Origin of the sequence: Nocardia sp. NPDC051833 (assembly GCF_040681225.1) — a bacterium.
Classification (GTDB): Bacteria; Actinomycetota; Actinomycetes; order Mycobacteriales; family Mycobacteriaceae; genus Nocardia.
Map to the genome: position 1 here is coordinate 335,645 of NZ_JBFAYK010000003.1, position 23,837 is coordinate 359,481.

A 23,837-nucleotide genomic window follows, 5' to 3' on the forward strand; every position below is an offset into this window, starting at 1 on the left:
ATGACTCGCATCGAGGGCCAGATGAGCAGTGAAGTGAACTGGTAACCGAACAATCCTGTGTCGCAGGCTCGCGCCATCGCCGAAACTCAGGAGGTGCGCGATGGTTCGCAGAGGTGAACATGCGGTGGTGCTCGGCGCGAGCATGGCGGGGTTGCTCGCGGCACGAGTGCTGGCCGATTCCTACGACCGCGTGACGGTGGTGGAACGGGATCGGCTCGGCACGGGAGACGAGCCGCGCCGGGGAGTACCGCAGGGCAAGCATGTGCACGCGTTGCTGCCGAGTGGGTCCGCGGCGCTGGAGGTGTTGTTTCCCGGTGTGCTCGCAGAGCTGGTCTCGGGTGGCACCAAGGTGGTCGAGGACTACACGGAGTTCTATTTCTCGGTCGGGGGCAACCGGCTCTCGTCCGAGGTGCAGCCGCGTGTACTGACCTACCTACCGACCAGGCCGCGTCTTGAAGGGGCTGTGCGCGACCGTGTTCGGGCGCTGCCGCGCGTGAGGTTCGCCGATGGCAACGACGTGGTCGGTCTGGTCTCGGACGAAACCCGCAGGCGGGTGCTCGGTGTCCGGATCATGGCTCGGGCGGCGGGGAGCGCGGAGGAGGTCTTGGCCGCCGATCTCGTCGTGGACGCGATGGGCCGTGGGACGCGGACCCCGACGTGGCTGCGCGGACTCGGCTACGAGATGCCTGCCGAGGAGTCGGTGTCGGTTCACATGGGCTACTCCAGCGTGTCCGTGCGATTGCGGCCCGGCACCGAGCCGGAGAAGCTGGTCCTGATCGGTCCGGCGCCGGACCGGCCGAGAGGGATGGCGTTGTTCGCGACCGAGGATGACACCTGGCTGTTCACCGCGACGGGTTACCGCGGCCACCACCCGAGCACGAGTTTCGCGGAGATGGTCGACGGCGTCGCGGGATTCGCCCCGCCGCGGGTAGTCGACGCGCTGCGTCACGCGGAGCCCCTGTCGGAGGTGGTGACCTACCGCTATGACGCCAACCGTCGGCGCCGCTATGACCGGGTGCGTAGATTCCCGCGGGGATTGATCGTGCTCGGGGACGCGCTGTGTGGCTTCAATCCCATCTACGCCCAGGGGATGTCGGTCGCCGCGCTGCAGGCCGTCGCGCTGCGCGATTGTCTGCGTGACAGTGGTGACGATCTGGAACGACGCTTCTTCCGCGCCGCCGCCGAGCCGGTGGGTGTCGCGTGGCGGCTGGCCGTCGGCGCGGATCTGACGCAGCCGCTGGTCGAAGGTCCGCGGCCACTTCCGATCCGGCTGGTCAACCGCTACGTCCGCCACCTGCTCGACGTCGGTAGACACGATCCGGTGGTGGCCACGCAGTTCCTGCTGGTCTCGGCGTTGCTCGACCATCCGGCGCGGCTGCTGCGACCCGGGATCATCGCGCGGGTACTGCGCGGGACGGCTCGACCGGAGCGGGTCGAGGGCGTGTCGGCACAGCGAGTTCCGGTCCGCTGAGCACCGGTGTCGGCAAAGACGAACAGCGCGGATACGGAGCTGATACACATGGCCGGTGAGTAGCGCCTCAGCACAGCCGAGAACCGTCGCCGACCGGCTCCGGCTGGCCCGCCGGCGCCGGTTCGTCGGCCGCGTCGGCGAGATCGAGCTGTTCCTGGCGGCGCTCGACGCGGACGAGCCGCCCTTCTCGGTGCTGTTCGTCCACGGGCCGGGCGGTGTCGGCAAGACGACCCTGCTCGCCGAACTGCTGGAGGCGGCCGCGCACGCCGGACGCGGCACGGTGCGGGTCGACGGACGCAGCATCGAGCCGTCGCCCGCGGCGTTCGACGCGGCCGTGTCCGAGCTCGCGGAGCGCGGGGACCAGCCGATCTCGGTGTTGGTCGTCGACGGCTTCGAACGCCTTGCGCCGTTGGAGGATTGGCTCCGGGAGACCTTCCTGCCCGGCTTGGCGACCGACGTCCTGGTCGTGATCGCCGGTCGGCATCCGCCCGCCCGGGAGTGGTCGAACGACCCCGGCTGGCGGGAACTGCTGCGCGTGGTCTCGCTGCGCAACCTGGCACCCGATGACGCCCGTACCTACCTTCGCGTCGCGCAGGTCCCCGAGGACAAGCACGACCGGATGCTGGCCCTGACCCACGGCCATCCGCTGGCCCTGTCGCTCCTCGTCGATCTGCTGGCCCAGACCGCGGGCGAGCTGCCCGCCACGCTGGTCGACGCGCCGGACGCGGTGCGGGCGCTGCTCGCGCGGTTCGTCGAATCCGTGCCGAGCAGACGTCATCGGGCGGCGCTCGAGGTGTGCGCCCACGTCCGGTTCACCACCGAGGCGCTGCTGCGGGCCGCGCTCGACGAACCAGACTGCGCGGAGGAATTCGGATGGTTGTGTGAGCTCGCGATCATCGAGCGCGGACCGCTCGGGCTCGCTCCGCACGACATCGCTCGCGACGTCCTCGACGCGGATCTGCGCTGGCGCGATCCGGAGTCCTATCTCGAGGTGCATCGCCGGGTGCGCGGGCACCTCCTCGAGGTGCTCGACACCACTGCCGAACACGGTCGATGGCCCGTCGCGGACCTGGTGTTCCTGCATCGGCACAACCCGACGATCTCCGGATATTGGGATTGGTCGAGCTTCGGCCGGGCCTTCCCCGATCGATACCGCCCGGCGCATCGCGAGTCGATCCTGGCGATGACGAAACGACACCAGGGGCCCGAACAGGCCGAGCTGGTGGACTTCTGGCTCGCCCGCCAGCCCGAGCACTTCGTTGTCGTCCAGGGTTCGGGCGCCGAGCCGATCGGCTTCTTCTGCCGGCTTGCCCTGCACGAGGCGACCGAGGCGGACCTGGCCGCCGACCCGGGCACCCGCGCGATGTGGGACTACGCGACCCGCTACGGCCGACCCCGACCGGGCGAGCCGGTGTTCGCGGGCCGGTTCCTCGTCGATGGGGAAATGAACCAGCTCCCGTCACCGACGATCAATGTGGTCACCGCTCGATCGACCAAAAACTGGCTGTCGCAACAGGATCTGACCTGGGAATTCATCGGCGCATTCGCGGATTCCGACGCATGGGAGCCGTTCATGCGCCACATCGATTTCCATCGTGCGAGCGAGGCCGGATACGAGATCGGTGGACAGCGCTACGCGGTCTACGCCCACGATTGGCGGCGCGGGGGCATCGCCGAATGGCTCGACTCGACCAATGACCGGGTCGTCGGCACGGATCTCGCCCGACCCGCGCCACCGGTACCCGAACTCGTGCTGTCCCAGCCCGAGTTCGCCGACGCGGTCCGGTCGGCGTTGCGCGAGCTCGCTCGCGGCGGGCGACTCGAGCGAAACCCGTTGCTGCGCTCCAAGGTCGTGCGAGGACGGCCGGGCTCGGCCACGGGCGGCACGCTCCGGGAACTGCTCACCACGATCGTCGAATCGCTACGCGAGGAGACCCGTGGCGAGAAGCTCTACCGGGCGCTCGACCGCACCTATCTGCGACCGGCACCCACGCAGGAACGCGCCGCCGAGGTACTCGGGTTGCCGTTCTCCACCTACCGCCGTCACCTCACCCGGGCGGTGCAGCGGGTGATCGAGAAGATGTGGGAGATCGAGCTCTACGGAACCGAGTCACCCGAGCGCTGATCGATGTCCTCCGGCGGATTCTCCGCGAACCGGGTGGTGAGGTCTGCCGCGATTTCGTAGTGGCGCAGGAGGAACGAGCGTTCGTCGAGCTTCTTGCGCCGTAGCCAGCCGGTCACCTCGGCATTGCACTTGCTGGAATTGCACGACCCGCAGGCGGGGACGACATTGCCGAGGGTGTAGCGGCCGCCGCGCGAGATGGCCTGCACGCAGTCCTTCTGCAGCGCGGCGGCGGGGGAGCCGCAGTACGCGCAGCCGCCCCACGACGTCTGGAGCGCGTCCCACTGCGCGTCGGTGAGGTCATGGGTGACGCGCGCCATCCGCTTCTTGCGCTTGCGCGCGGCACGAACCTGTCTGCTACCGCCAGTGGGCACGAGGGTGAGCGTACGCGGCGCGGGCGCCGACCGGTCGGAGGCCGCGCGGCTAGGAACCGACCTGGGAGCTCAGGTAGCTCAGGAGGATCTGGGCGTCGTCGCCGTAGTCGACGTGGGCTTCGGAGGCGTAGAAGTTGGCCATGTCCACGCCTTGACGGCCCAGCTGGACGAGCTCGTCGACGGTGGCGGGGTCGGTGATGCTGAACAGGGTGCGGGTGGTCGAGCGGAGGTCGGCGCGGATGCCCGCGGCGACGGGGCCGAGCACGGCGCCGGTGAGGTCGGCGCCGGTGGCGGCCACTGTCGCCAGGTCGACCGCGGCCGCGATGGGGTCGTTGCGGTCGAGGGATTCGACCGCACGCCACAGGATTTCCTGGATCTGACCGACGCTGTCGGCGATGCTCAGGAAATCGATGTGCAGGAGGGCGTCGGCGATGACGCTGACCCCCGCGGTCCGACCGGACGGGTCGACGGCCGCGGCCGCGCGGATGACCTGGGCGACCAATGTTCGGTCCACCCCCGCGGCGGCCTGGACCAGCGGGGCCAGGGCGACATTCAGGGCCTGCGCGGTGTCGTGCGCGCCGCGGATGTCACCGGCCGCGAGCAGTTCCGGGAGGCGGGTGAGGTCGTCGAGAATGGTCGGCAGGTTCGCCGCGGTGGCGGTCCAGCCCGCGCCCATGGTGACGGCCTGAGCGATCAGGCTGCGGGGATCGGCCGTGGCGGGCAGGTAATTCGCGATGGGCGTGGGATCACCGCTGAGGACCCGGCCGACGACAGCGAGGAACGGGGAGGTGGCGACATCGAGGGAGCAGTACAGGTCGCCGTCGGCGCACAGGGTGCGGACCCGATCGGTCAGCGCACCGAAATCCCGGTCCCGGCTTCCGGCGATGCCGTAGCCGGGCTGCGGATCACCCAGGGAGAGTGTGGTATCCGGATCGCGATGCGGATCGGCCAGTAGTCCGACACCGACGACGCGATCGGCATCGATGGGGCCGTCGCCGTTGCCGATCTCGGTGGCGAGATCGCCGATGCCATCCGCGCCCTGGCTGTAGCCCGCGAGGACGACCCGCGTCGACCCGCACAGGCCACGCAGCATCTGGCGCAAGCGGGATTCCAGCGTGCCCAGGGACTCCGCGTAGGTCAGGCCCTGGTCGAAAGCGCTTGCCGCATAAGGGGCGTAGAGCACGGTGATGTCGTCGCCGAACTGCCGTCGCAGGCCGTCGCCGACGGGGCGGAGCATGCCGACGGGCACGTCGGGATCGGCGCCCGGGGTGGTCTCCCAGGTCCCCGGCCCGAAGATCGCGGTGTACGGGGTGCAGGTCTGCGCGCCGGGCGCTTCCGCCCGCGCGACGCCGACCGACGCGGTTCCGGCGGCGACGACGGCGGCAACCAACGTCGTCGCGGCGGATCTCGACAGCCTGTTCATCGTCCAATTCCTCTGTTGCCGAAGGGGAGTCGCGACAGCGCGGCTATGCTGAATCCCACCGAACCGTCGTGACCAATTCTCGCCACTCGACGCCGGTTCCATCGGCACTTTCAGACACATTTTCATTTCAGATTCGGCGCCGAGGCGGCGGGATTCGTGGGTGTCTCGCTCGCTGCGGACGGGCCCGGGACCGTAGAATTTCCGGCAGGTGTGGTCGCAAAGGCGCGATCATTCTGGCCTGAGGGGCTGATGACAGTTGGCGGGCAGGATTTTCACACTGGGGGCGACGGACTGGACGGTCGTTCGGATGATCGGCCAGGGCGGGTTCGGTGCCGTCTACGAAGTCGACAACGGGGCGCGTCGCGCGGCGCTCAAGGTGGTACCGAAGCGGCCCGGAGCCGACCGGGAGTCCCTTGCTACGGAACTGGCGGATGTCCGCAACGTCATCCGGATCGAAGAGGTCGGTGAGGACAACGCACCCGCGAGCTATCTGCTGCTGATGCCGTTGGCACAGACCAGCCTGCGCACGGTGTTGTCCGACCGGGGCGCCTTGCCCGAAGACGAAGTGATCAAGATCCTGCGCGACGTCGTGACCGCGCTCGATGATCTGGGTCGCGCCGTCGTACACCGGGATATCAAGCCGGACAATGTGCTGCTGCTCGGTGAAACGTGGCACCTGAGCGACTTCGGTATCGCGCGGTACGCGGAGGCGGCGACCGCGACCGTCACGCACAAGGGCACCGCGACACTGCACTACGCACCACCGGAGTGGTGGCGGAACGAGCACCTGCACAGCCACAGCGACGTCTACTCCACCGGCGTGATGGCGTACGAGCTGCTGACCGGGGCTTGCCCCTTCACCGGGCGGAGCCGGGAGGAACTTCGTGACCAGCACCTGACGACACCGCCCGCACCCTTGGCGACGGTGTCGGTCCCGAAACTCGCGACTCTGGTGTTGTCCATGCTGGACAAGCGGCCTGCCGCGCGACCTACGCCACGGAAGATCCTCGAGCGGCTGGCGACAGCGACCATCGAACCGTCGACGGCACTGCGCAAGCTCCACGCCGCCGACCTCGCTCACGTCACTCGGTCCGCCGAGGAAACCGCCGAGCGCAACGCGGCGGAACAGGTGACAGCGCTGCGCGCCGAGCGCGAGAGCGTGGCAGTGGAGCAATTGTCGGCGATCTTCGCGACGATCGCGGAGACCGTGGAGGCCGAAACCAGCGGCACGGTCAGAAAACGGGCCGAAGACGCGCTGCATCTGCGGTTGTCGATGAAAAGCCCGCCCGCCACGTTGGAGATGCACTTCTACCAGGGCGCGGATTCGGTGTCTCGGCGGCCGGGGTTGCCGTTCGAGGTGATCGCGACCGCTGTGATCGCTGTGTTCTCCTACGATCCCGGCAGGATCTGGCAGGGGCGCAGTCACAGCCTGTGGTACTGCGATGCCAAACACGCTGGCGAATTTGCTTGGTACGAAACGGCATTCGCGGATGATTGGCGTGGAACGCGGCAGAACCAGCCTTGGGTCGATCCCTATGCCCGCTCCGTCGATGACACCTCGATTCTGGCGCTCCGTCCCGACGTCGACAGTCCGCTGGTCGCCTGGCCGTTCACCGAGGTCGACCTCCACGACCTCGGCGAGTTCAGAGATCGCTGGATCGGATGGTTCGCCGACGCCGCGCTCGGCCGGTTGGTCCGGCCGGAGAACATTCCCGAGCGTCCTGTTGCGGGCAGTTGGCGAGACGGCGAGAGCGACGACGAATTCTGATCGGCGGGTTCCGGCCGAACGGTCAGGTGGTCGGTGAGACGACGCAGAACTCGTTGCCCTGTGGGTCGTGCAGGACGGTCCATCCGAAGCCGGGGAGTGCGTGTTCGCCGAGGACGGTCGCGCCGAGCGCCGTCAACCGGTCGATTTCGCTCTGCCGAGTGGTCGTCTGGAAGTCGATGTGCATCCGGTTCTTGGCCGATTTCGGTTCCGGGACCAGTTGGAACGCGAGGTAGCGGCCCTCCCCGAAACCCACTCCCGGCGGGGCGATCATGATGAAGTCCCCGGCGTCCGCCAGGACCGTGTAGCCGAGGGCCGCGGTCCAGAACTCGGCGAGCTCGGCGGGGTTGTTGCTGTCGATGGTTACGCCACCGAAGGCGATGGTGTCGGACACGGTGCAGACCCTAGACCAGGGTGCCGACACCTTCGGCCGGGGCGCCGGGACCGTCATGGGGAGACGGATCCGGTGTGGCCGACGGTGCCCATCGGCGTGCGAGCCGATGGAATGTGTGGACGAGCTCCGGCGGGCGTAGCTCGGTGAGTTCGCTATCGAAGGTGGCGAGGATGCCCGCGACGCCGACCCAGGATCGGGCGCCGAGGGTGAGCCGGCAGCGCTCGGCATCGAGGGCCCTCACCGACGTCGTGGCGCGTTTCGAGGTCGACATGCGTCAGCGCGGCAGCGAGGTGCTGACCTCGGCTATGACGACCGTCCGGTGGATCCTGGACACCGACACCGGGCTCGGCGCCGCGGCCGCCGCCGTGAGCACTCCGATCCTGGCCGCGGCTGCTCGCCTGCGCTGGCGAGAGTGAGGTTTGCCTTGCCTTACTTCGTATGGTCTAGTGGCAGCGAACCAGTAGGCACGTGCGGAGGAGGATCGTCATCGCGAACGAGAAACGACACGACCGTGCGCTCAGCCGTCGGCGATTGTTCGCGGTGGCGGGGTTGGTCGGTGTGAGTGCGGGCCTGGCGGCATGCGGCACCGACGACGCGCAGGACGGAGCGGGGAGCTGGGAGTTTCCCGATGGTCGCGGCGGCACTGTCCGAACCGGTGGGATGCCACGCCGGGTGGTCGCGTTCACCGGTTCGGCGGGCGCGCTGGCCGACTACGGGGTGCGCGAGCGCATCGTGGGGATCTTCGGCGAAGCGCACGCGCCGGATCTCCTCGGCGACCTCGATGCGGCCTCGGTGACCGTCGTCGGTGACGCGTGGGGCGAGTTCGACATCGAGAAGTACGCGACCCTGGAGCCGGACCTGCTCGTCACCGATTCCTATGTGCCGGGCCGTCTGTGGTACGTGCCCGACGACAACCTGGGCAAGATCGAGTCCGCGAACCCGAATGTCGTCGCCATGGAGGTCTCCGGTCGGAGCCTGGTCGAGATCCTCGCGCGGTACCGCGCGTTGGCCGGTGCGCTCGGCGCCGATACCGCCGCCCCCGCGGTGGTTGCCGCGGGGCAGCGCTTCGGGGCCGCGTCCCAGGCGGTGCGGGACGCGGTGGCGTCGCGTCCCGGGTTGCGGGTACTCGCCGCCTCGGCATCGCCGGAGCTCTTCTACGTCTCCGATCCCCGTTCCTCGGCTGATCTGCGGTATTTCGCCGAACTCGGCGTCGACTTCGTCGTCCCCGACCGGGTGGACGCCGGCGGCTACTTCCGATCGCTGAGCTGGGAGACGGCCGACCGGTATCCGGCGGACCTGATCCTGCTCGACGACCGATCCAGCGGACTACAGCCGACCGCCCTTGCCGACCGGCCGGTGTGGCGGAGCCTCCCCGCGGTGACGGCTGGCCAGGTCGCGCCCTGGTCGCCGATCTTCCGATTCTCCCACGCCGCGACCGCGCCACTGCTGGAACGGCTGGCGGCCACGATCCGGGACTCGCGAAAAGTGCTCTGACAGCTCGAGGCTCAGCCCGATTTGTCGGCGCGCGTAGACCCCGTCGGTGGCTAGGCGAGGAGGGATTCGGTGGTCGCGGTGTAGAGCCAGTTCTGGTATTTGTCCCAGCTCCAGCCGCGGCGGTTGACCAGGCGGTCGGCGAGTTCAGGGGCGGTGAGGGCCCAGAGGGTGTCCGCGGCGTCGGCGGGGGAGAGGCCGGGGCGCAGGCCGAATCGGCGGTGCAGGTGGTTCGCGAGGTTGGTGGCGCCGAAATTGCGTTCGTTCTCGGTGGTGTCGGTGAAATCGCGGAGGTCGGGGTCGCCGGTCGCGGACTGGGCCAGGGCCATCGACACCAGGGGGAGTACGCGGTGGGCGATGGTGCGGGCGATGGCGGTGTAGTGCGCGAGGCACTCGGTGGCGGTCTCGGCCGCGAGCATCGCTTGGAACTGGGGTCGATCGATCATCGGGATCGGGTCGTCGTCACCGGCCAGCATCGTGTCGTACACGGCCTTGAACACCGCCGGCTTGGTGCCGACGGTGTTGTAGATCGTCTGCACGCTGACCTGCGCGGCCTGGGAGATCCCGGTGATGGTGGTGCCGAGGTAGCCGTGCTCGAGGAACAGCGTGCGGGCGGACTCCAGGACGCGGGCGCGGGTGAGCGCCGTCTGCTGGGTGCGCAGCGCCGTCGAGTATCGCCGCTTCCCTGTCACGGATCTCCTTGAACCATTTTCGATGGATGAACGTTCTAACCAATAGAGCTACGTTCATTCTAATCTCGGGAGGCCACGATCATGGCGAACGAACACAGCGCGATCGCAGACCTGGCGGTGCGGTCGATTCAGATCATGGGGGCGGGAGAGCTCGCCGACTTCGAGGAGGTGGTCCACCCGGAGGCGTACAACCGGGAAGGGGTGCAGGAACCGCCCGCCTGTCGGGGCAACGGTCCCGCGGCCTTCTACGCCACCGCCCTGTGGCTGCGACAGGCGTTCGCCGACCTGCGCTGGCAGGTGCACACCGTGGTGACCGAGGGTGACGTGGTCGCGGTGCACGTGACGATGGCCGGACGGCAGATCGGTCCGTTCGTCGCCTTCGACGTCAATGGTGATGTCGCGCAAGCTTTTCCCGCCACCGGCAAGTCGTTCGCGATCACGCAGACACATTGGATCCGGGTCGTCGACGGCAAGGTCGTCGAGCACTGGGCCAACCGGGACGATCTCGGAATGTCCATGCAACTCGGCTGGAATCCGCCGACACCGCGATATCTGCTGCGAATGCGCCGCGCGACGAAGCGGGCCCGACGGGAACAGTCGGCCACGTCGGCTCAACAGTAGCTGACACGCAATGGTGACCGAATGGATTTCGGGGGTGGTGTCCGGTGTGAGTCGAAACCGCGCGGAATATTCGCTCGGCAAAGCTTTTTCTCGCGACTATGTGCCCAGCTGGAAAGGACCTTATACCCTATTTGCCTGAAGTTTGCGGTGGTGGGATCGGTGCCCAGGAAATGCTTCGCAGACCACGATGGAGGGTGTTCTCGGGTGACCATTTCACACTATCCGGTTTGTTTCAATGGCGGTAGCCGAGGCGGGCGGTGACCGCGCGGGTCGACCTGTACGTCATCGCCCGCCTCGATGACGGCGATGCCGCAGTCGATATCTATTGCAGCGAGGTCTCTTTCGGCCACGCGTCCGACGGCGCGGTGTGCGGTCACACCACCGCGAACTTGTCGAGGACACTGCTATTGGCACCGGACGCTTCACCGGATCTCGACGGACTCGACCGGACGATAGCCGCTGCCGGGTATAGCCGTATCGGCGATTGGCGTGAATGCGTCACGGCCGCCGGCGTCGTGCGCTATTTCGCCGATGCGACAACCGGTCTTCATGCGGTGATGGACGGCTGACTCTTTCAGCCCAGATACGGCGTCCGGCGCCCTTCCAGGTAGTGACTCAGTCTGAGTCGCTGTGTGTGGTGCATGTCGAGGCTGTCCAGTTCGGTGGGGGAGACGAACCGCAATTCGGTGGACTCGTCGGAGATCGCGAGTTCGCCACCGCTCACCCGGGCCAGGAAGCACACGTTGAACTGGCGTCGAACCTCGCCATCGCTGTAGGCGATGATGTGGCGCGGATCGGTGTAGGTACCGACGAGACCGGTGATCTCGATGTCGAGACCGGTTTCTTCCTTGACTTCTCGCACCGCGCAGCCTGGAAGACTGTCGGTCATTTCCATGCCGCCGCCGGGCAGTGCCCAGAGGCCGCTGTCGGCCCGCCGCTGAAGCAGGATTCGGCCTTGCTCGTCGCACACGACGGCAGATGCCGCGACGACAAGGCTGTTCGGTTGTGGTGCGGTCGGGTCGTCGTAGAACTCGGTGCGCGCCATCGGCTCAGCCTTTCACCGGTCTGCCGGTGCGCCAGACCGCGTCGAAACTATCGGTGTAGGTGTCGAACAGGCCACCGTCGAGAGTACGGCGCAGGTGCCAGACCGGCGCTGCGTAGGCGTTCACGCCCCACACGTGGGCATTGACATACATTTCGTCGTCGGCGCGGAAGATGCTGTTGTAGAGCGTTGTCGCGTGAGTCCGCAGCTCGATACCGGGCGTCGTCACCAGTGCGCGGTAGTGCATCAGAGCCAGGCGGCAGCGGGATTCGATACCGTGCCCGAATTTCTCTTCCATACCCCGTTTCCGGACGTCGGCACTGTCGGCGTCGCCCACCGCAATCCGTATCGCACAGCCCGCTTCGGCACGTTCGGTCAACAGGTCGTTGAGCCGTGGATACGCTTCGTGGAGGAAGACTGCCGCGTACACCAGGATGTCGATGTGGTCGCGCGCCGGAGTGAGTAGGTTGACGAACATCGACGCCGAGACATCGGCTCGCCGGTCATAGAGGGCAACGAGCTCGGGGCTGACGGCGCGGGCTGAACGCGCCTGCTGCAGGGCGGGCCACAAGGCGTAGACATCCTCGCCCAAACATTCGGCAGCTTGGATTGCGGTGTGCCGCCGGGGGACTCGACCGAGGTTTACCCAGCGTTCGACGGATTTGGGGTCCACGTCGGTCGCCTCGGCCAGGCGCGCGTGTGTCCACCCGCGCGCGGCAATCGCGTCACGCAATCGCTCGTTCGGCATGGGGACGTTGTACACCTCTGGGGACGTCCTGAAGTGGGAAACGTAGGAGGTTTCGTCGTCCCATCGGGCGGAGAGACGCTGATGTGGCCCCGCCGCCGGATCGAGTAGTCCGCGGCGCCGGGAGCAGTCACCGACGAGGGGAAAGTCATTGTGTGGAGACGAACTACCGGGCAACGCCCAACGGTCGATGCGATACGGGCGAGGCTCGCGCGCGAGAACGCCCGGGCTGCGATGGCCCAGGACGATGAACAGACCGGCCGGAACATCGTTGTCGTGCACTCCGCACCGGGGGTGCGATTCTCGATCGGCGAGGCGCGCAGGACAGTTCAGGCTCATCGCGGCTGTGACCGCACTACCTGCCCGCGAAAGATGGCTGCGATCAATGTCCTGGTCGGCACCGGGCTGATGAGGCTGGATCGACGTGTCGGATTCTGATCACGAGCCGGGGGCTGTCTCGGCGGCTCGGGCGGCAGTCCTCGGTGCGATGCGCGATGTCGTCCGAGCCGACCGGCCCCATGCCGCGGGCTGGCTCAACACCTGGCACGCCGTCGACGAGTCCGGGCACGTCGGACTCGCGATCGCTGATGGGTCGCGTCCCGTCAGTGACCTGTACTCAGACCTGACGGAGGTGATGGCGACAGTCGCAGAACTAACCGCGCCGGACCTGCTGCCACCCGATGCGATCGGAGTCGACGCGCTCCTCACGCCTGCACTGCAGCGCCTCCTGGACGTCGCCGCGCGTGTCGCTCGCGACGGGGGCGCCGCTGCTGTCGATGTCGCTCACGTCGAGATCGCGCTTGACCGCCGTCGAACCGAGAAGGACGGCTGATGGAATTGGTTCGACAGGGGTGCGCGGGCGGGTGCCGGAGGAGGGGCCGCCAGAACAATGAGTGTCGACGTAGCGATTCTGTTGCTTGTGAGGTCGAGGGACGAGCAGCGGGTGCGGTCGGGAGGAGTGCGGGTGGTCAGCCGGTGACGGCGCCGTGGGCGGCGGAGCTGACTAGTTTGCGGTATTTGGCCAGGACGCCGGAGGTGTATTTGGGCGGTAGTGGTTCCCAGCCGATCTTGCGGGCGGCGAGGTCGTCGGGGGCGATCTCGACGTCGAGGATGCGGTTGGCGACGTCGAGGGTGATCGGGTCGCCGTCGCGGACGAAGGCGATGGGGCCGCCGTCGACGGCTTCGGGGGCGACGTGGCCTACGCAGAGGCCGGTGGTGCCGCCGGAGAAGCGGCCGTCGGTGAGGAGCAGGACGTCCTTGCCGAGGCCGGCGCCCTTGATGGCGCCGGTGATGGCGAGCATCTCGCGCATGCCGGGGCCGCCCTTGGGGCCCTCGTAGCGGATGACGACGACGTCGCCCGCCACGATCGTGCCGTTCTCGAGCGCGTCCATCGCGGCGCGTTCCCCGTCGAAAACCCGTGCCGTGCCGCGGAAGACGTCGGAGTCGAAGCCGGCGCTCTTCACGACGGCGCCCTCGGGGGCGAGGGAGCCGTGCAGGATGGTGAGGCCGCCGGACCGGTGGATCGGCCGGTCGAGTGGGCGGATGACGTCACCGTCGAGGCCGAGTTCGATCGAGGCCAGGTTCTCGGCCATGGTCTTGCCGGTGACGGTCATGACGTCGCCGTGCAGCAGGCCCGCGTCCAGCAGCGCCTTCAGCACGACCGGGATGCCGCCGACCTTGTCGACATCGTTCATGACATAGCGGCCGAACGGCTTGAGATCGCCCAGGTGCGGCACCTTCTCGCCGACCCGGTTGAAGTCGGCGAGGGTGAGCCCGACGTCGGCTTCGCGGGCGATGGCCAGTAGGTGCAGCACGGCATTGGTCGACCCGCCGAGTGCCATGACGATGGTGATGGCGTTCTCGAACGCCTCCATCGTCATGATGTCGCGGGCGGTGATGCCCCGGCGCAGCAGCTCGACGACGGCCTCGCCGGACTTGCGGGCGTAGTCGTCGCGACGGCGGTCGGGGGCGGGCGGGGCGGCCGAGCCGGGCAGGCTCATCCCCAGCGCCTCGGCGACCGAGGCCATGGTGTTGGCCGTGTACATGCCGCCGCACGCGCCTTCGCCCGGGCAGATCGCGCGCTCGATGCGATCGACTTCCTCACGCGTGATCAGTCCCTTGATGCAGGCGCCGACGGCTTCGAACGCGTCGATGATGGTGACATCGCGGCCGTCGACATTGCCCGGCATGATCGACCCGGCATAGAGGAAGACGCTGGCCAGGTCCAGCCGCGCCGCCGCCATCAGCATGCCCGGCAGGCTCTTGTCGCACCCGGCGAGCAGGACCGAGCCGTCGAGGCGCTCGGCCATCATCACGGTCTCGACCGAGTCGGCGATGATCTCGCGGCTGACCAGGGAGAAATGCATGCCCTCGTGGCCCATCGAGATGCCGTCGGACACCGAGATCGTGCCGAACTCGAGCGGGTAGCCGCCGCCGGCGTGCACGCCCTCCTTGACGGCCTTGGCCAGCCGGTCGAGGGAGAGGTTGCAGGGGGTGATCTCGTTCCAGCTGGACGCGACGCCGATCTGCGGTTTGGCCCAGTCGTCGTCGCCCATCCCGACGGCGCGGAGCATGCCGCGGGCGGCGGTTTTCTCCAGTCCGTCGGTGACATCGCGGGAGCGGGGCTTGATGTCGATCGGCCGACTGGTCATGCGGATCGCCTTTCCTCGACGGTGCGGCTGCCGTCGATGGCGACGCGGATGGTCGCACCGGGGCAGGTCGCCAGTGATCGGGCCACGCCTGGTAACGACAGTGTAGGGCGCGCGCGGCGCGCCGTTGGTCAGCCGACGGTCGACACGGGTCCGGGCCACACGCAGAGGTCGCCTATGTAAGGTAAGCCTACACATAGACGAAAGTAGGGGCAGATTTATGCGTATCGTGTCGTTCGGTTTCCAAACTTGGGGTCGTAAGACTCTGCAGGCTCTGATCGACTCGGAGCACGAGGTGGTCCTCGCGGTCACCCACCCCGCCGCGGAGTCGTCCTACAAGGCGATCTGGAACGATTCGGTCGAGGAACTGGCCACCGAGCACGGTATTCCGGTGCACCTCACCGAGCGCGCGGACGCCGAGACCATCGCGCTGGTCAAGAGTGTCGAACCCGATGTGATCGTGGTCAACAGCTGGTACACCTGGATGCCCGCCGAGCTCTACGACATGCCGCCGCACGGCACGCTGAACCTGCACGATTCGCTGCTGCCGAAGTTCACCGGATTCTCGCCGGTGCTGTGGGCGCTGATCAGCGGTGCCGAGGAGTTCGGCCTCACGGTGCACCGCATGGACGAGCAGCTCGACACCGGCGACATCCTGGTCCAGAAGCGCCTGCCGATCCCGGCCGGCGCCACCGGCACCGAGCTCGTCCTCGCCGGCATGGAACTGATCCCGGGTGCGGTGCACGAGGCGCTCGCGGCCCTCGAGAACGGCACCGCGGTGTGGACGCCGCAGAACAAGGCCGAGCGCACCTACTTCCACAAGCGGTCCGATCGGGACAGCCGGGTCGACTGGTCTCTGGACGCGGTCGAGCTGGAGCGTTTCGTGCGGGCGCTGTCCGCGCCGTATCCGCGCGCCTTCTCCTACTACCGCGGTGAGCGCATCGAGATCCTCGACGCGGTGATCTCCGAGGCCCGCTACGGCGGCACCGCGGGCCGGGTCATCGTGCAGGAAGGGGGCGGCGCCGTCGTGTGTGGCGCGCAGCCGCACCGGGGTGGCAGCCACGCGCTGGTGATCACCCGCGTCCGCACGGCGGCGGGCACCGAACACGACGGTGCCGAATTCTTCGCTCGCGGTGGCTATCTCACCGACGACCCGGCCTGATTTCCCGGTCCGGCAGCGCCCGGCCGACGGGTCGGGCGCTGCCGACCACCTTTTCTCTCCCAGCTTTCGAGGCACCATGATTCCCCACGGTTCGACCCCTGCTGTCCGCCCGCTCACCGCGGCACAACGCGAGGTGTGGTTCGCCCAGCAACTGCTCGGACCGGTGCCGCTCACCATCGCCCAGTACGTCGACCTGCGCGGACCGTTCGACCTCGCGATCTATCGCCGCGCGGCGCAGCTGGCCGCGCGTGAGCTGGGTGCCTACGTGCGCTTCACGGTCGTGGACGGGCAGCCCGGCCAGGTCCACGACGACGGCCTCGACGACCGGATCGCCGTCGTCGACCGGAGCGCGGAGCCCGACCCGGAGGCCGCCGCCCTGGCCTGGATGCGGGCCGACCAACGCACGCCGTTCGACCTGGTCACCGATCCGCCCATCGTCACCACGGTGCTGCGGCTGAGCTCGGACCGTCACCTGCTCTACACCCGCGCCCACCACCTGGCGCTCGACGGCATGGGCGCCATCCGCCTGCAGCACCTGCTGAGCAAGCATTACACGGCGCTCCTCGATGGCGTCGAATTGCCCGCGGCCGCAGTCGATTCGACGGCTGTGCTGACCGCGGCGGAGGAGAGCTACCTGAGCTCGCGGCGGTATGGGGCCGACCGTGACTACTGGCGCGAGCGGCTCGCCAGGCTGCCCGACCAGGTCACCCTCGCGACCCGGCCGGGTGCGCCCGATCCGCTCCCGATCCACGCGCGCGCCGAGCTGCCCGACGCGCTGGTCGAACAGCTGCGGACGCGAGCAGGCTTCCCCGGTCACGCGCCCGTGCTGGTGGCCGCGTTCGCCGCGTTCCTCGGCAGGCTGACCGACACCGAGTCGGTGGCGCTGAGCCTGCCCGTCACCGCCCGCACCGTCGCCGCGCTGCGCGAATGCGGCGGCATGACCTCGAATATCGTGCCGCTGAGCTGCTCGGGCGATACCGTCGGCGCCGCCATCGCCACCGCGCGGGCCGAACTGGGCGGGGCGCTGCGCCACCAGCGGTATCGCGGTGCCGAGATGGTCCGCGACAGTGGGCGTCGCGCCGAGTCGCTGGGGTTCGGACCCGCGGTCAACATCATGAACTTTCACACCGAGGTGATGCTCGGCGCGGCGCGCGGCACTGTCGAACTGCTGTCCACCGGGCCGGTCGAGGATCTCGCCCTCAATGTGTATCCGGTGGGCGGTTCCGGGCTGCGGGTCGAATTCGAAGCCAACCGGAATCGCTACACCGAGGCCGAGGTCGCCGCACAGCTGGATCGGTTCGTCGGCCTGCTGACGGCGTTCGCCGCCGCGGCCGATGACATGCCGATCGCCGAACTGCCGATCCTCACCCCTGCCGAGGCGGACCTGCTCGTCCCGTGGCGCGGCCCGGCGGCGGCGACACCGGCCACCCTGGGCGCGCTGATCGCCGCCGCCGTCGCGGCGAACCCGGACGGCATCGCCGTCGTCTACGGCGAGAAGCGCTGGACCTACCGCGAATTCGACGCCTGGACCGACCGCCTCGCCGGTGCGCTGCAGGCCGCGGGCGCGGGGCCGGAGACCTTGGTCGCGATGGTCATGGAACGGTCCGCCGCCTCGGTCGGCGCGGTCTGGGCGATCGCCAAGACCGGGGCCGGTTTCGTGCCGATCGACGTGGGTTACCCGGCCGAACGCATCGCCCACATTCTCGGTGACTGCGGTGCCGTCCTCGGCGTCACCGGTGTGGACCACCCGGCGGATCTGCCCGGATCGGTCCGGTGGACGATCGTCGACCCCGACGCGATGCCCGCCGCGCAGCCGCGCCTGCCGGTCGTCGCGCGGCCTGAGCACCCCGCGTACCTCATCTACACCTCCGGCTCGACCGGCGTGCCCAAGGGCGTGCTGGTGACCCACGGTGGACTCGCGAATTTGGCGGCCGAGCGCCGTGAACGCTACGCGTTGCGCCCCGGCGCCCGCACCCTGCACCACGCCTCCCCAGGGTTCGACATGGCGGTCGGTGAGATCCTGTGCGGCCTGGCCGGTGCGGCGACGCTGGTGGTCGCGCCGCGCTACGTCATGGCCGGACCCGACCTGGCCGAACTCATGCGGCGCGAGCGCGTGACCAACGCGATCATCACCCCGGCGGTGCTGGCCACCCTCGACCCCGAGACCCTGCCCGATCTGCGGGTCCTCGGCGTCGGCGGGGAGGCGATCCGCGCCGATCTGGTATCGGCCTGGTCGCGAACCCGGTTGATGCGCAACGGATACGGCCCCACCGAGGCCACCGACATCGCGACCATCGCGGAGCTGACGCCGGACCGTCCGGTGACCATCGGCGCGCCCCTGCGCGGATTCCACGCACTGGTGCTGGACGCACGACTACGCCCGGTGCCGCCCGGCGTCATCGGCGAGCTGTACATCGGCGGCCCGGCCCTGGCCCGCGGCTACCACGGACGGCACGCGCTGACCGCGGCCAGATTCGTCGCCGACCCGTTCGGCCCGCCCGGTGGCCGGGTGTATCGCACGGGTGATCTGGTCACTCTCACCGCCGGTCCGGAGCCCGAGCTGATCTACCACGGCCGCAGCGACTTCCAGATCAAGGTGCGCGGTCATCGCATCGAGCCGGGCGAGATCGAGACCACGCTCACCGGTCTCGCCGGTGTCGGCCGGGCCGCCGTCACCGCGCATCAGGACGCCAGGGGCACCCATCTGGTGGCCTATCTGGTGCCGGACGGTCCCCTCGACGTGGAGCGGGTACGACTCCAGATCGCCGAGCAACTGCCCGCGTATCTGCGGCCGAGCGCCTACCTCGTCCTCGACACCCTGCCGCTGACTCCCAACGGCAAGCTCGACACCCGCAAGCTGCCCGCGCCGGTGTTCGGTCAGGCCGTGTCCCGGCCCATCTCGACGGATGCCGAGCGCGCGGTGGCGGCGGCCTTCGCCGAGGTCCTCGCGATCGAGGTGGACGGCGCCGAGAGCGACTTCTTCGACCTCGGCGGCACCTCGCTCACCGCGACCGCGCTCGCGGCGCGGCTCGGTATCGGGGTCCGCGCCGTCTTCGACGCGCCGACCGTCGCGGCGCTGGCGCTGCGGCTCGCCGATGCCGACGACCCGGTCGTGGACGCCCCGAGGGCGGAGACCCGGCCCGACCAGCTGGCGCCCGCCCCGGCCCAGCTGCGGATGTGGCTGCTCAACCAGCTCTACCGGGATTCGTCGGCGTATCACCTGCCGATCGCGTTGCGCCTCACGGGATCTCTCGATGTGGCCGCGCTCGATGCCGCGCTGCGGGATGTGGTGGACCGGCACGAGGTGCTGCGCACCGTGTATCCCGCCGGCGGCGCCGGTCCGCAGGTGCGCATCCTGACCGTCGACGCGGCGCTGGGTGACGCGCCGCTGACCGCGCGCGCCCTCGACCCGGCCGGGCTGGACGCCGAACTCGCGGTAGCGGTCGCCGCGCCGTTCGACGTCACCACCGACGCGCCGATCCGGCTAACACTGTGGCACCTCGGCCCCGACGAGCACGTGCTCGCGCTCGTCGCCCATCACATCGCCGCCGACGGCTGGTCGCACGGTCCGCTCGTGGCCGACCTGTCCGCGGCGTACACCGCGCGGGCGGCGCGCCAGCAGCCGCAGTGGGAACCGCTGCCGCTGCAATACGCCGACTACACGCTGTGGCAGCACCGACGGCTCGGCGATCGCCACGATCCGCGTTCCACCGCCGCGCGGCAGCTCGCGCACTGGGTGGACGCCCTGGCCGGTGCCCCCGACCGGCTGCCGCTGCCGACCGATCGCGTCCGTACTCCCGGCTCCGGCAGGCCGGGCGGCACCGGCGCGGTGGTCGAGTTCGAGATCGGCGCCGACATCGGGACGGCGCTGACCGAGCTGGCTCGCCGGCACAACGCCACGCCCTTCATGGCCGGGTACGCGGCGTTCGCGGTGCTGCTCGGTGATCTGGCCGGGATCGCGGACGTGACGGTCGGGACCCCGGTCGCGGGCCGTGGCCACCCCGCCCTCGACCGCCTGGTCGGCATGTTCGTCAACACGCTGCCCCTGCGCCTTGCCCTCGATCCGCAGGAACACTTCACCACGCTGCTGGCGCGGGCCAGGGAGGTCGCCCTCGCCGCGCTCGGCAATGCCGATGTCCCCTTCGACCACATCGTCGAAGCGGTGAACCCGGCCAGGGACACCACCAGGCACCCGCTGTTCGAGGCCGTGTTCTCCTACGAGAACCTGCCCGTGGCGCCCTCGCTCGACCTCGGTGGCCTGACCGTCTCGACACTGGATATTCCGTGGGAGACAACCCATTTCGATCTGAGCATGACGCTGCGTGAGCGGCCGGGCACCGGCGGGCTGACGGGCAGCCTGCGCTACGCCACCGACCTCTTCGACGCGGCGACGGTTGCCGGGTTCGCGGCGCGGTTCCACGACCTGCTGACCGCGATCGCCACCCGTCCCGAGGCGACGGTCGGGCAGCTGTCCGGCTCCGTCGCGGCCGCTCCGCCCGAACGCGCGGCAGCGGTCGGTGCCGACACCGTCGCCGCCGCGGCCGGTGACGGCGAGCCCGCGACCGTGCGCGAGCTCGCGGTCGCGCGGGTGTTCGCCGATGTGCTGGAACGGGATTCGGTCGGGATCGACGACAGCTTCTTCGATCTCGGCGGTACCTCGCTGCTGGTCTTCACGCTCCGCTCGGAGCTGCGGACCCGGCTGGGCATCGACGCCGACCCCCGCATGCTGTTCGAAGCGCCGACGCCGCGTGGCGTGACAGCGGCGGTGACGGCCGAGTCCGGTGCTTCGGCGGCCGAACACTGGACCGACATGCTGATCGCCGACGCGCGCCTGGACCCTGCGATCACGGTGCCGGAGTCCTTCCCGGTGCCGCCGCTCGCGGCCGACGAGGTGCTGCTGACCGGTGCCACCGGCTTCGTGGGCATCCATCTGCTGCGCGAGCTGCTCGACCGCACCGCCGCGCGCGTGTGGTGCCTGGTCCGCGCCGAGGACACCGACAGTGTGCGCCGCCGCCTCGAAACGACGCTCCAGCGCTACGGACTCGCGACCGAGGGACTCGCGGACCGGGTCGTGCCGGTGCCGGGCGACCTCGCCGCACCGCGCTTCGGGCTGACCGAGGACACCTGGGCCGAACTGGCCGCGCGGATCGAGGTGATCTACCACAACGGCGCCCGCGTGAACCATCTGGAATCGTATGCCGCCCTGCGCCCGGCCAATATCGCCGGAACCGTGGAGATCCTGCGGCTGGCGGTCGAGGCCAGGGTGAAGACCCTGCATTTCGTGTCCACCGTGTCGGCGGCGGTGGGCGCCGGGCACACCGGCGTCGTCACCGAGCGCACGGCGATCACCGCCGCCGAGGTGCCCCGCAACGGCTATCTGGCCACCAAGTGGGTGGCCGAGCAATTGGTGCTCGCGGCCGCCGACCGCGGACTGCCGGTCGCCGTGCACCGGCCCGGCCTGGTCGCCGGATCGATCAGCAGCGGCGCGAACAGCGCCGACGACGCGTTCTGGACGCTCATCCGGTCGGCCGCCCACCTCGGGGTCGCGCCCGATATCGAATCCGCCGACGTCACCCTGGCGCCGGTGGACTACGTGGCCCGCGCGCTGGTCGCGCTCGCCACCGGGCGGCAGCCGAACACCGAGATCTACCACCTGGTCAACAGCGCGCCCACCAATGTCGGCGACATCCTGAACACCCTGCGCCGCAGCGGGTTCCCCGTCGAGACGGTGTCGGTGGCCGATGCCGCCGAGCGCCTGGCCGGGCAGATCGCCCAGCACGCCGACCTCATGCGCGCGGCCCTCGTCGCCGACAACTACCTCAACGGCGGTGGCGACGCACTGATCGTCGACGACCCCGGCACCCGCGCGGCCCTGGCCGACTACGACGTGCGGTGCCCGGCGATCGATGCCGCTGTCCTGCAACGCTATGTCGACGGATTCATCACCGCGGGCCTGCTGCCGACCCCGCTCGAATCGCCGGAGGCCGCGACGACGCCGCGGTGAGACGGAGCGCGCTGACAGAGGAACAAGCAAGCGCCGGAGTGTGATTCAATGTTCGGTTCGCTCGAGGCAGGACATCGTGCGGACTGTCGCCGACGGGAGTGTTTCGCCGGCACATCGTTTCGCGAAAGGACAGCTTGAAAATGACACGGTCTGCCATCCGGCACATTGTCGCGATGATCGGAGCGGGCGGCGCCGTCGCCGGGGCCGCTGTGGTGGGGGCCGGTGTCGCCGCCGCCGCGGAAGTGCCTGCCTACGGCAATGTCCGCTACGTGTTCTGCTCCGACGTGCAGGCAGGCAACGAGATCACCTACTACGACTCGCTGGGTAAGCGCGACGAGGTGGTGACGCTGACCGAATCCATGGAGGGCGACCGGTGGTGCCGCACCGTCGACGTGCGGTTCCCCAAGGAAACATACGTCTGGTCGGCGATCTCGCACCCCGAAGCCCACTACGCCTACGCCGCGGTCTATGTGAACGGCAAGCTGGTGGCCCGCGACGAGGACCGCTCGAGTTTCGGCTACGCGTCGGCGCAGGCCATGTGATCGGGCGTCGCTGAGTGCGTGCACCGGTTCCGCGCGGAGCCGGTGCACGGGGTACTACCCGGGTTCACCCTGCCGGGCCGGACGTGTCCCGGTGGCGACGGGGATCTCCGGGATCAGGTGGCAGATCAGGAGTTTGAGCGAGAACAGCGGGATGAACCACACCAGCGCCGCCGGGACCGGGAAGACGATCAGATTGATCGAGAACACGGCCATGAAGGCGGCCATGGCGACGGGTCGGCGCAGGTAGGCCGGGATGGATTCGATCAGCAGCGCGGACCCCATCAGCAGCACGGTATTGCCGAGGAACCACCTCGGATCGCCGAGCAGCCACAGGCCGACGACGGCGAGATGCAGAGTGTGGACCGCGACGAAGGTCAACCGGCCCCGCGACGACCGGCTGCGGTGGTACCAGCGTTTGGCGGAGTTGGTGGCATTGGTGAGCACGCCCCCGACGAGGTCGAGCACGATGACGACGAGCACCACGCGTTCGGCAAGGCTCCACCCGTCGAGCTCCGGCCGGCAGTAGGCCAGGAGCAGCAGGACACAGACGCCGCCGCCGAGGTATTCGACCGCCGACTCCGCCCGGGTCTTGCCGGGGCCCATGAACTGTTCGATGCGCCCGGCCCAGCCGGGGGACGTCGGGGGAATCGTCCAATCGGGGTGCAGATCAGTGCGCATGGCGGGGCTCCCACAAGCCGGCGAGCAGGTCGAAGATCTGGTCGGGATCGGCGCCGCCCGCCAGGGCCCAGTGGTCGCCGACGCGCAGGACCGCGGCCGTGGCCGCGGTGAGGAGGTCGCGGTCGATGTCGGTGCGGACGATGCCGAGGTCGATCCCGTTGGCGAGCACCTCGGTCAGCCAGGCGTTGTCCTCGTCGGCCGGGACCCGGGCCAGCGCGGCGTCGGCGAGCGCGCGGTCGAGCGGATTGTCCTCGAGGAACTGCGTCAGCCCAGCCGAATCCCGGCGGAGGGCGGTCCAGAACTCGGTCACGGTGGTGACCGGTTTCCATGCTCCCAACTGGCGTCGCAGGCGGTCCACCACGTCGGAAAGCACCAGTCCGAGCAGGTCGTCCTTGCCGTCGAAGTACTGGTAGGCAGAGGTTTTCGAGATGCCCGCGGTCGCGATGATCGTGTTGTACGACGCGGCGTCCGGGCCATGACCGGCGAACTCGGTCTTCGCGACCTCGATGATGGCGCGCTGCCGGTCGGGTGGGAGGCGATGAAAACGGGGGAGCGGCATGTACCAATGGTACGCACTACTGGTGTGTACCACTAGTGCACATTGCGCATCGGGCTATCCGTTCGAGGTCGTGACCCCCTACCATGTCGACGACCTGGCGAAGC

At 69.1% G+C, this 23,837-nt stretch carries 20 protein-coding genes; 11 read left to right on the forward strand and 9 right to left on the reverse strand.

Features of this window, described 5'->3' with window-relative positions:
* Positions 1-100 precede the first annotated feature (100 nt).
* Both AB0L91_RS26200 and AB0L91_RS26205 read left to right on the forward strand, forming a co-directional pair.
* Positions 101-1,471 (forward strand): 2-polyprenyl-6-methoxyphenol hydroxylase-like oxidoreductase, encoded by a 1,371-nt coding sequence (locus AB0L91_RS26200; protein WP_365014409.1) that lies wholly within the window; start codon positions 101-103, stop codon positions 1,469-1,471.
* Positions 1,472-1,526: 55 nt separating this feature from the next.
* Complete coding sequence (locus AB0L91_RS26205) at positions 1,527-3,596, forward strand: AAA family ATPase (protein ID WP_365014411.1); 2,070 nt, start codon at positions 1,527-1,529, stop codon at positions 3,594-3,596.
* Here the strand turns inward: AB0L91_RS26205 and AB0L91_RS26210 are convergent.
* The gene (locus tag AB0L91_RS26210; RefSeq protein ID WP_365014413.1) at positions 3,569-3,967 is read right to left on the reverse strand and encodes an HNH endonuclease signature motif containing protein; all 399 of its coding nucleotides are present in this window, start codon (positions 3,965-3,967) and stop codon (positions 3,569-3,571) included. The two genes, AB0L91_RS26205 and AB0L91_RS26210, sit on opposite strands and share 28 nt — an antisense overlap.
* Positions 3,968-4,016: 49 nt before the next feature.
* The gene (locus AB0L91_RS26215; protein WP_365014416.1) at positions 4,017-5,390 is read right to left on the reverse strand and encodes a cutinase family protein; all 1,374 of its coding nucleotides are present in this window, start codon (positions 5,388-5,390) and stop codon (positions 4,017-4,019) included.
* Positions 5,391-5,697: 307 nt separating this feature from the next.
* Here AB0L91_RS26215 and AB0L91_RS26220 point away from each other — a divergent pair, with 307 nt between their 5' ends.
* Positions 5,698-7,158, forward strand: coding sequence for a serine/threonine-protein kinase (locus tag AB0L91_RS26220; protein ID WP_365014418.1), 1,461 nt, complete (start codon positions 5,698-5,700; stop codon positions 7,156-7,158).
* A 22-nt stretch (positions 7,159-7,180) separates the two neighbouring features.
* On the opposite strand, the gene AB0L91_RS26225 is transcribed toward AB0L91_RS26220, so the two are convergent.
* The gene (locus AB0L91_RS26225) at positions 7,181-7,549 is read right to left on the reverse strand and encodes a VOC family protein (RefSeq protein WP_365014421.1); all 369 of its coding nucleotides are present in this window, start codon (positions 7,547-7,549) and stop codon (positions 7,181-7,183) included.
* 170 nt (positions 7,550-7,719) lie between these two features.
* Between AB0L91_RS26225 and AB0L91_RS26230 the strand changes: the two genes are divergently transcribed.
* Together AB0L91_RS26230 and AB0L91_RS26235 are read left to right on the forward strand one after the other, a co-directional pair.
* Positions 7,720-7,965, forward strand: coding sequence for a hypothetical protein (locus AB0L91_RS26230; RefSeq protein WP_365014423.1), 246 nt, complete (start codon positions 7,720-7,722; stop codon positions 7,963-7,965).
* 142 nt (positions 7,966-8,107) lie between these two features.
* Entirely contained in the window at positions 8,108-9,043 is a 936-nt protein-coding gene (locus tag AB0L91_RS26235; protein WP_365014425.1) for an ABC transporter substrate-binding protein, read from the forward strand.
* A gap of 50 nt (positions 9,044-9,093) precedes the next feature.
* On the opposite strand, the gene AB0L91_RS26240 is transcribed toward AB0L91_RS26235, so the two are convergent.
* Positions 9,094-9,732 carry a TetR/AcrR family transcriptional regulator gene (locus AB0L91_RS26240; RefSeq protein ID WP_365014427.1) on the reverse strand — a complete coding sequence of 213 codons (639 nt, stop codon included), beginning with the start codon at positions 9,730-9,732 and terminating at the stop codon, positions 9,094-9,096.
* Between the two features lie 81 nt (positions 9,733-9,813).
* Here AB0L91_RS26240 and AB0L91_RS26245 point away from each other — a divergent pair, with 81 nt between their 5' ends.
* Complete coding sequence (locus AB0L91_RS26245; RefSeq protein ID WP_365014429.1) at positions 9,814-10,353, forward strand: ester cyclase; 540 nt, start codon at positions 9,814-9,816, stop codon at positions 10,351-10,353.
* Between the two features lie 257 nt (positions 10,354-10,610).
* Complete coding sequence (locus AB0L91_RS26250; protein ID WP_365014431.1) at positions 10,611-10,922, forward strand: hypothetical protein; 312 nt, start codon at positions 10,611-10,613, stop codon at positions 10,920-10,922.
* A gap of 5 nt (positions 10,923-10,927) precedes the next feature.
* On the opposite strand, the gene AB0L91_RS26255 is transcribed toward AB0L91_RS26250, so the two are convergent.
* Positions 10,928-11,398 carry an NUDIX domain-containing protein gene (locus AB0L91_RS26255; protein WP_365014434.1) on the reverse strand — a complete coding sequence of 157 codons (471 nt, stop codon included), beginning with the start codon at positions 11,396-11,398 and terminating at the stop codon, positions 10,928-10,930.
* A gap of 4 nt (positions 11,399-11,402) precedes the next feature.
* Positions 11,403-12,143 (reverse strand): XRE family transcriptional regulator, encoded by a 741-nt coding sequence (locus tag AB0L91_RS26260; RefSeq protein ID WP_365014435.1) that lies wholly within the window; start codon positions 12,141-12,143, stop codon positions 11,403-11,405.
* Between the two features lie 484 nt (positions 12,144-12,627).
* On the opposite strand from AB0L91_RS26260, the gene AB0L91_RS26265 reads away from it, so the two are divergent.
* Positions 12,628-12,972, forward strand: coding sequence for a hypothetical protein (locus AB0L91_RS26265; protein ID WP_365014438.1), 345 nt, complete (start codon positions 12,628-12,630; stop codon positions 12,970-12,972).
* A gap of 136 nt (positions 12,973-13,108) precedes the next feature.
* Here the strand turns inward: AB0L91_RS26265 and ilvD are convergent, their stop codons facing one another.
* On the reverse strand, positions 13,109-14,791 hold the full coding sequence (ilvD, locus tag AB0L91_RS26270) for a dihydroxy-acid dehydratase (protein WP_365014440.1): 1,683 nt from the start codon (positions 14,789-14,791) through the stop codon (positions 13,109-13,111).
* A 217-nt stretch (positions 14,792-15,008) separates the two neighbouring features.
* Here ilvD and AB0L91_RS26275 point away from each other — a divergent pair, with 217 nt between their 5' ends.
* The 3 genes from AB0L91_RS26275 (at position 15,009) to AB0L91_RS26285 (ending at position 22,496) form a co-directional block, all read left to right on the forward strand.
* The gene (locus AB0L91_RS26275; RefSeq protein ID WP_365014443.1) at positions 15,009-15,950 is read left to right on the forward strand and encodes a methionyl-tRNA formyltransferase; all 942 of its coding nucleotides are present in this window, start codon (positions 15,009-15,011) and stop codon (positions 15,948-15,950) included.
* Positions 15,951-16,026: 76 nt separating this feature from the next.
* Positions 16,027-21,954, forward strand: a complete 5,928-nt coding sequence (locus tag AB0L91_RS26280) for an amino acid adenylation domain-containing protein (protein WP_365014446.1) — start codon at positions 16,027-16,029, stop codon at positions 21,952-21,954.
* A gap of 140 nt (positions 21,955-22,094) precedes the next feature.
* A complete protein-coding gene (locus tag AB0L91_RS26285; protein ID WP_355279641.1) occupies positions 22,095-22,496 on the forward strand; it encodes a hypothetical protein in 402 nt (133 codons plus the stop codon).
* A gap of 54 nt (positions 22,497-22,550) precedes the next feature.
* Here the strand turns inward: AB0L91_RS26285 and AB0L91_RS26290 are convergent, their stop codons facing one another.
* A complete protein-coding gene (locus tag AB0L91_RS26290) occupies positions 22,551-23,174 on the reverse strand; it encodes a hypothetical protein (RefSeq protein ID WP_365014448.1) in 624 nt (207 codons plus the stop codon).
* Positions 23,164-23,733, reverse strand: coding sequence for a TetR/AcrR family transcriptional regulator (locus AB0L91_RS26295; protein WP_365014449.1), 570 nt, complete (start codon positions 23,731-23,733; stop codon positions 23,164-23,166). Before AB0L91_RS26295 ends, AB0L91_RS26290 begins: the two co-directional genes overlap by 11 nt.
* Between the last annotated feature and the right edge of the window lie 104 nt (positions 23,734-23,837).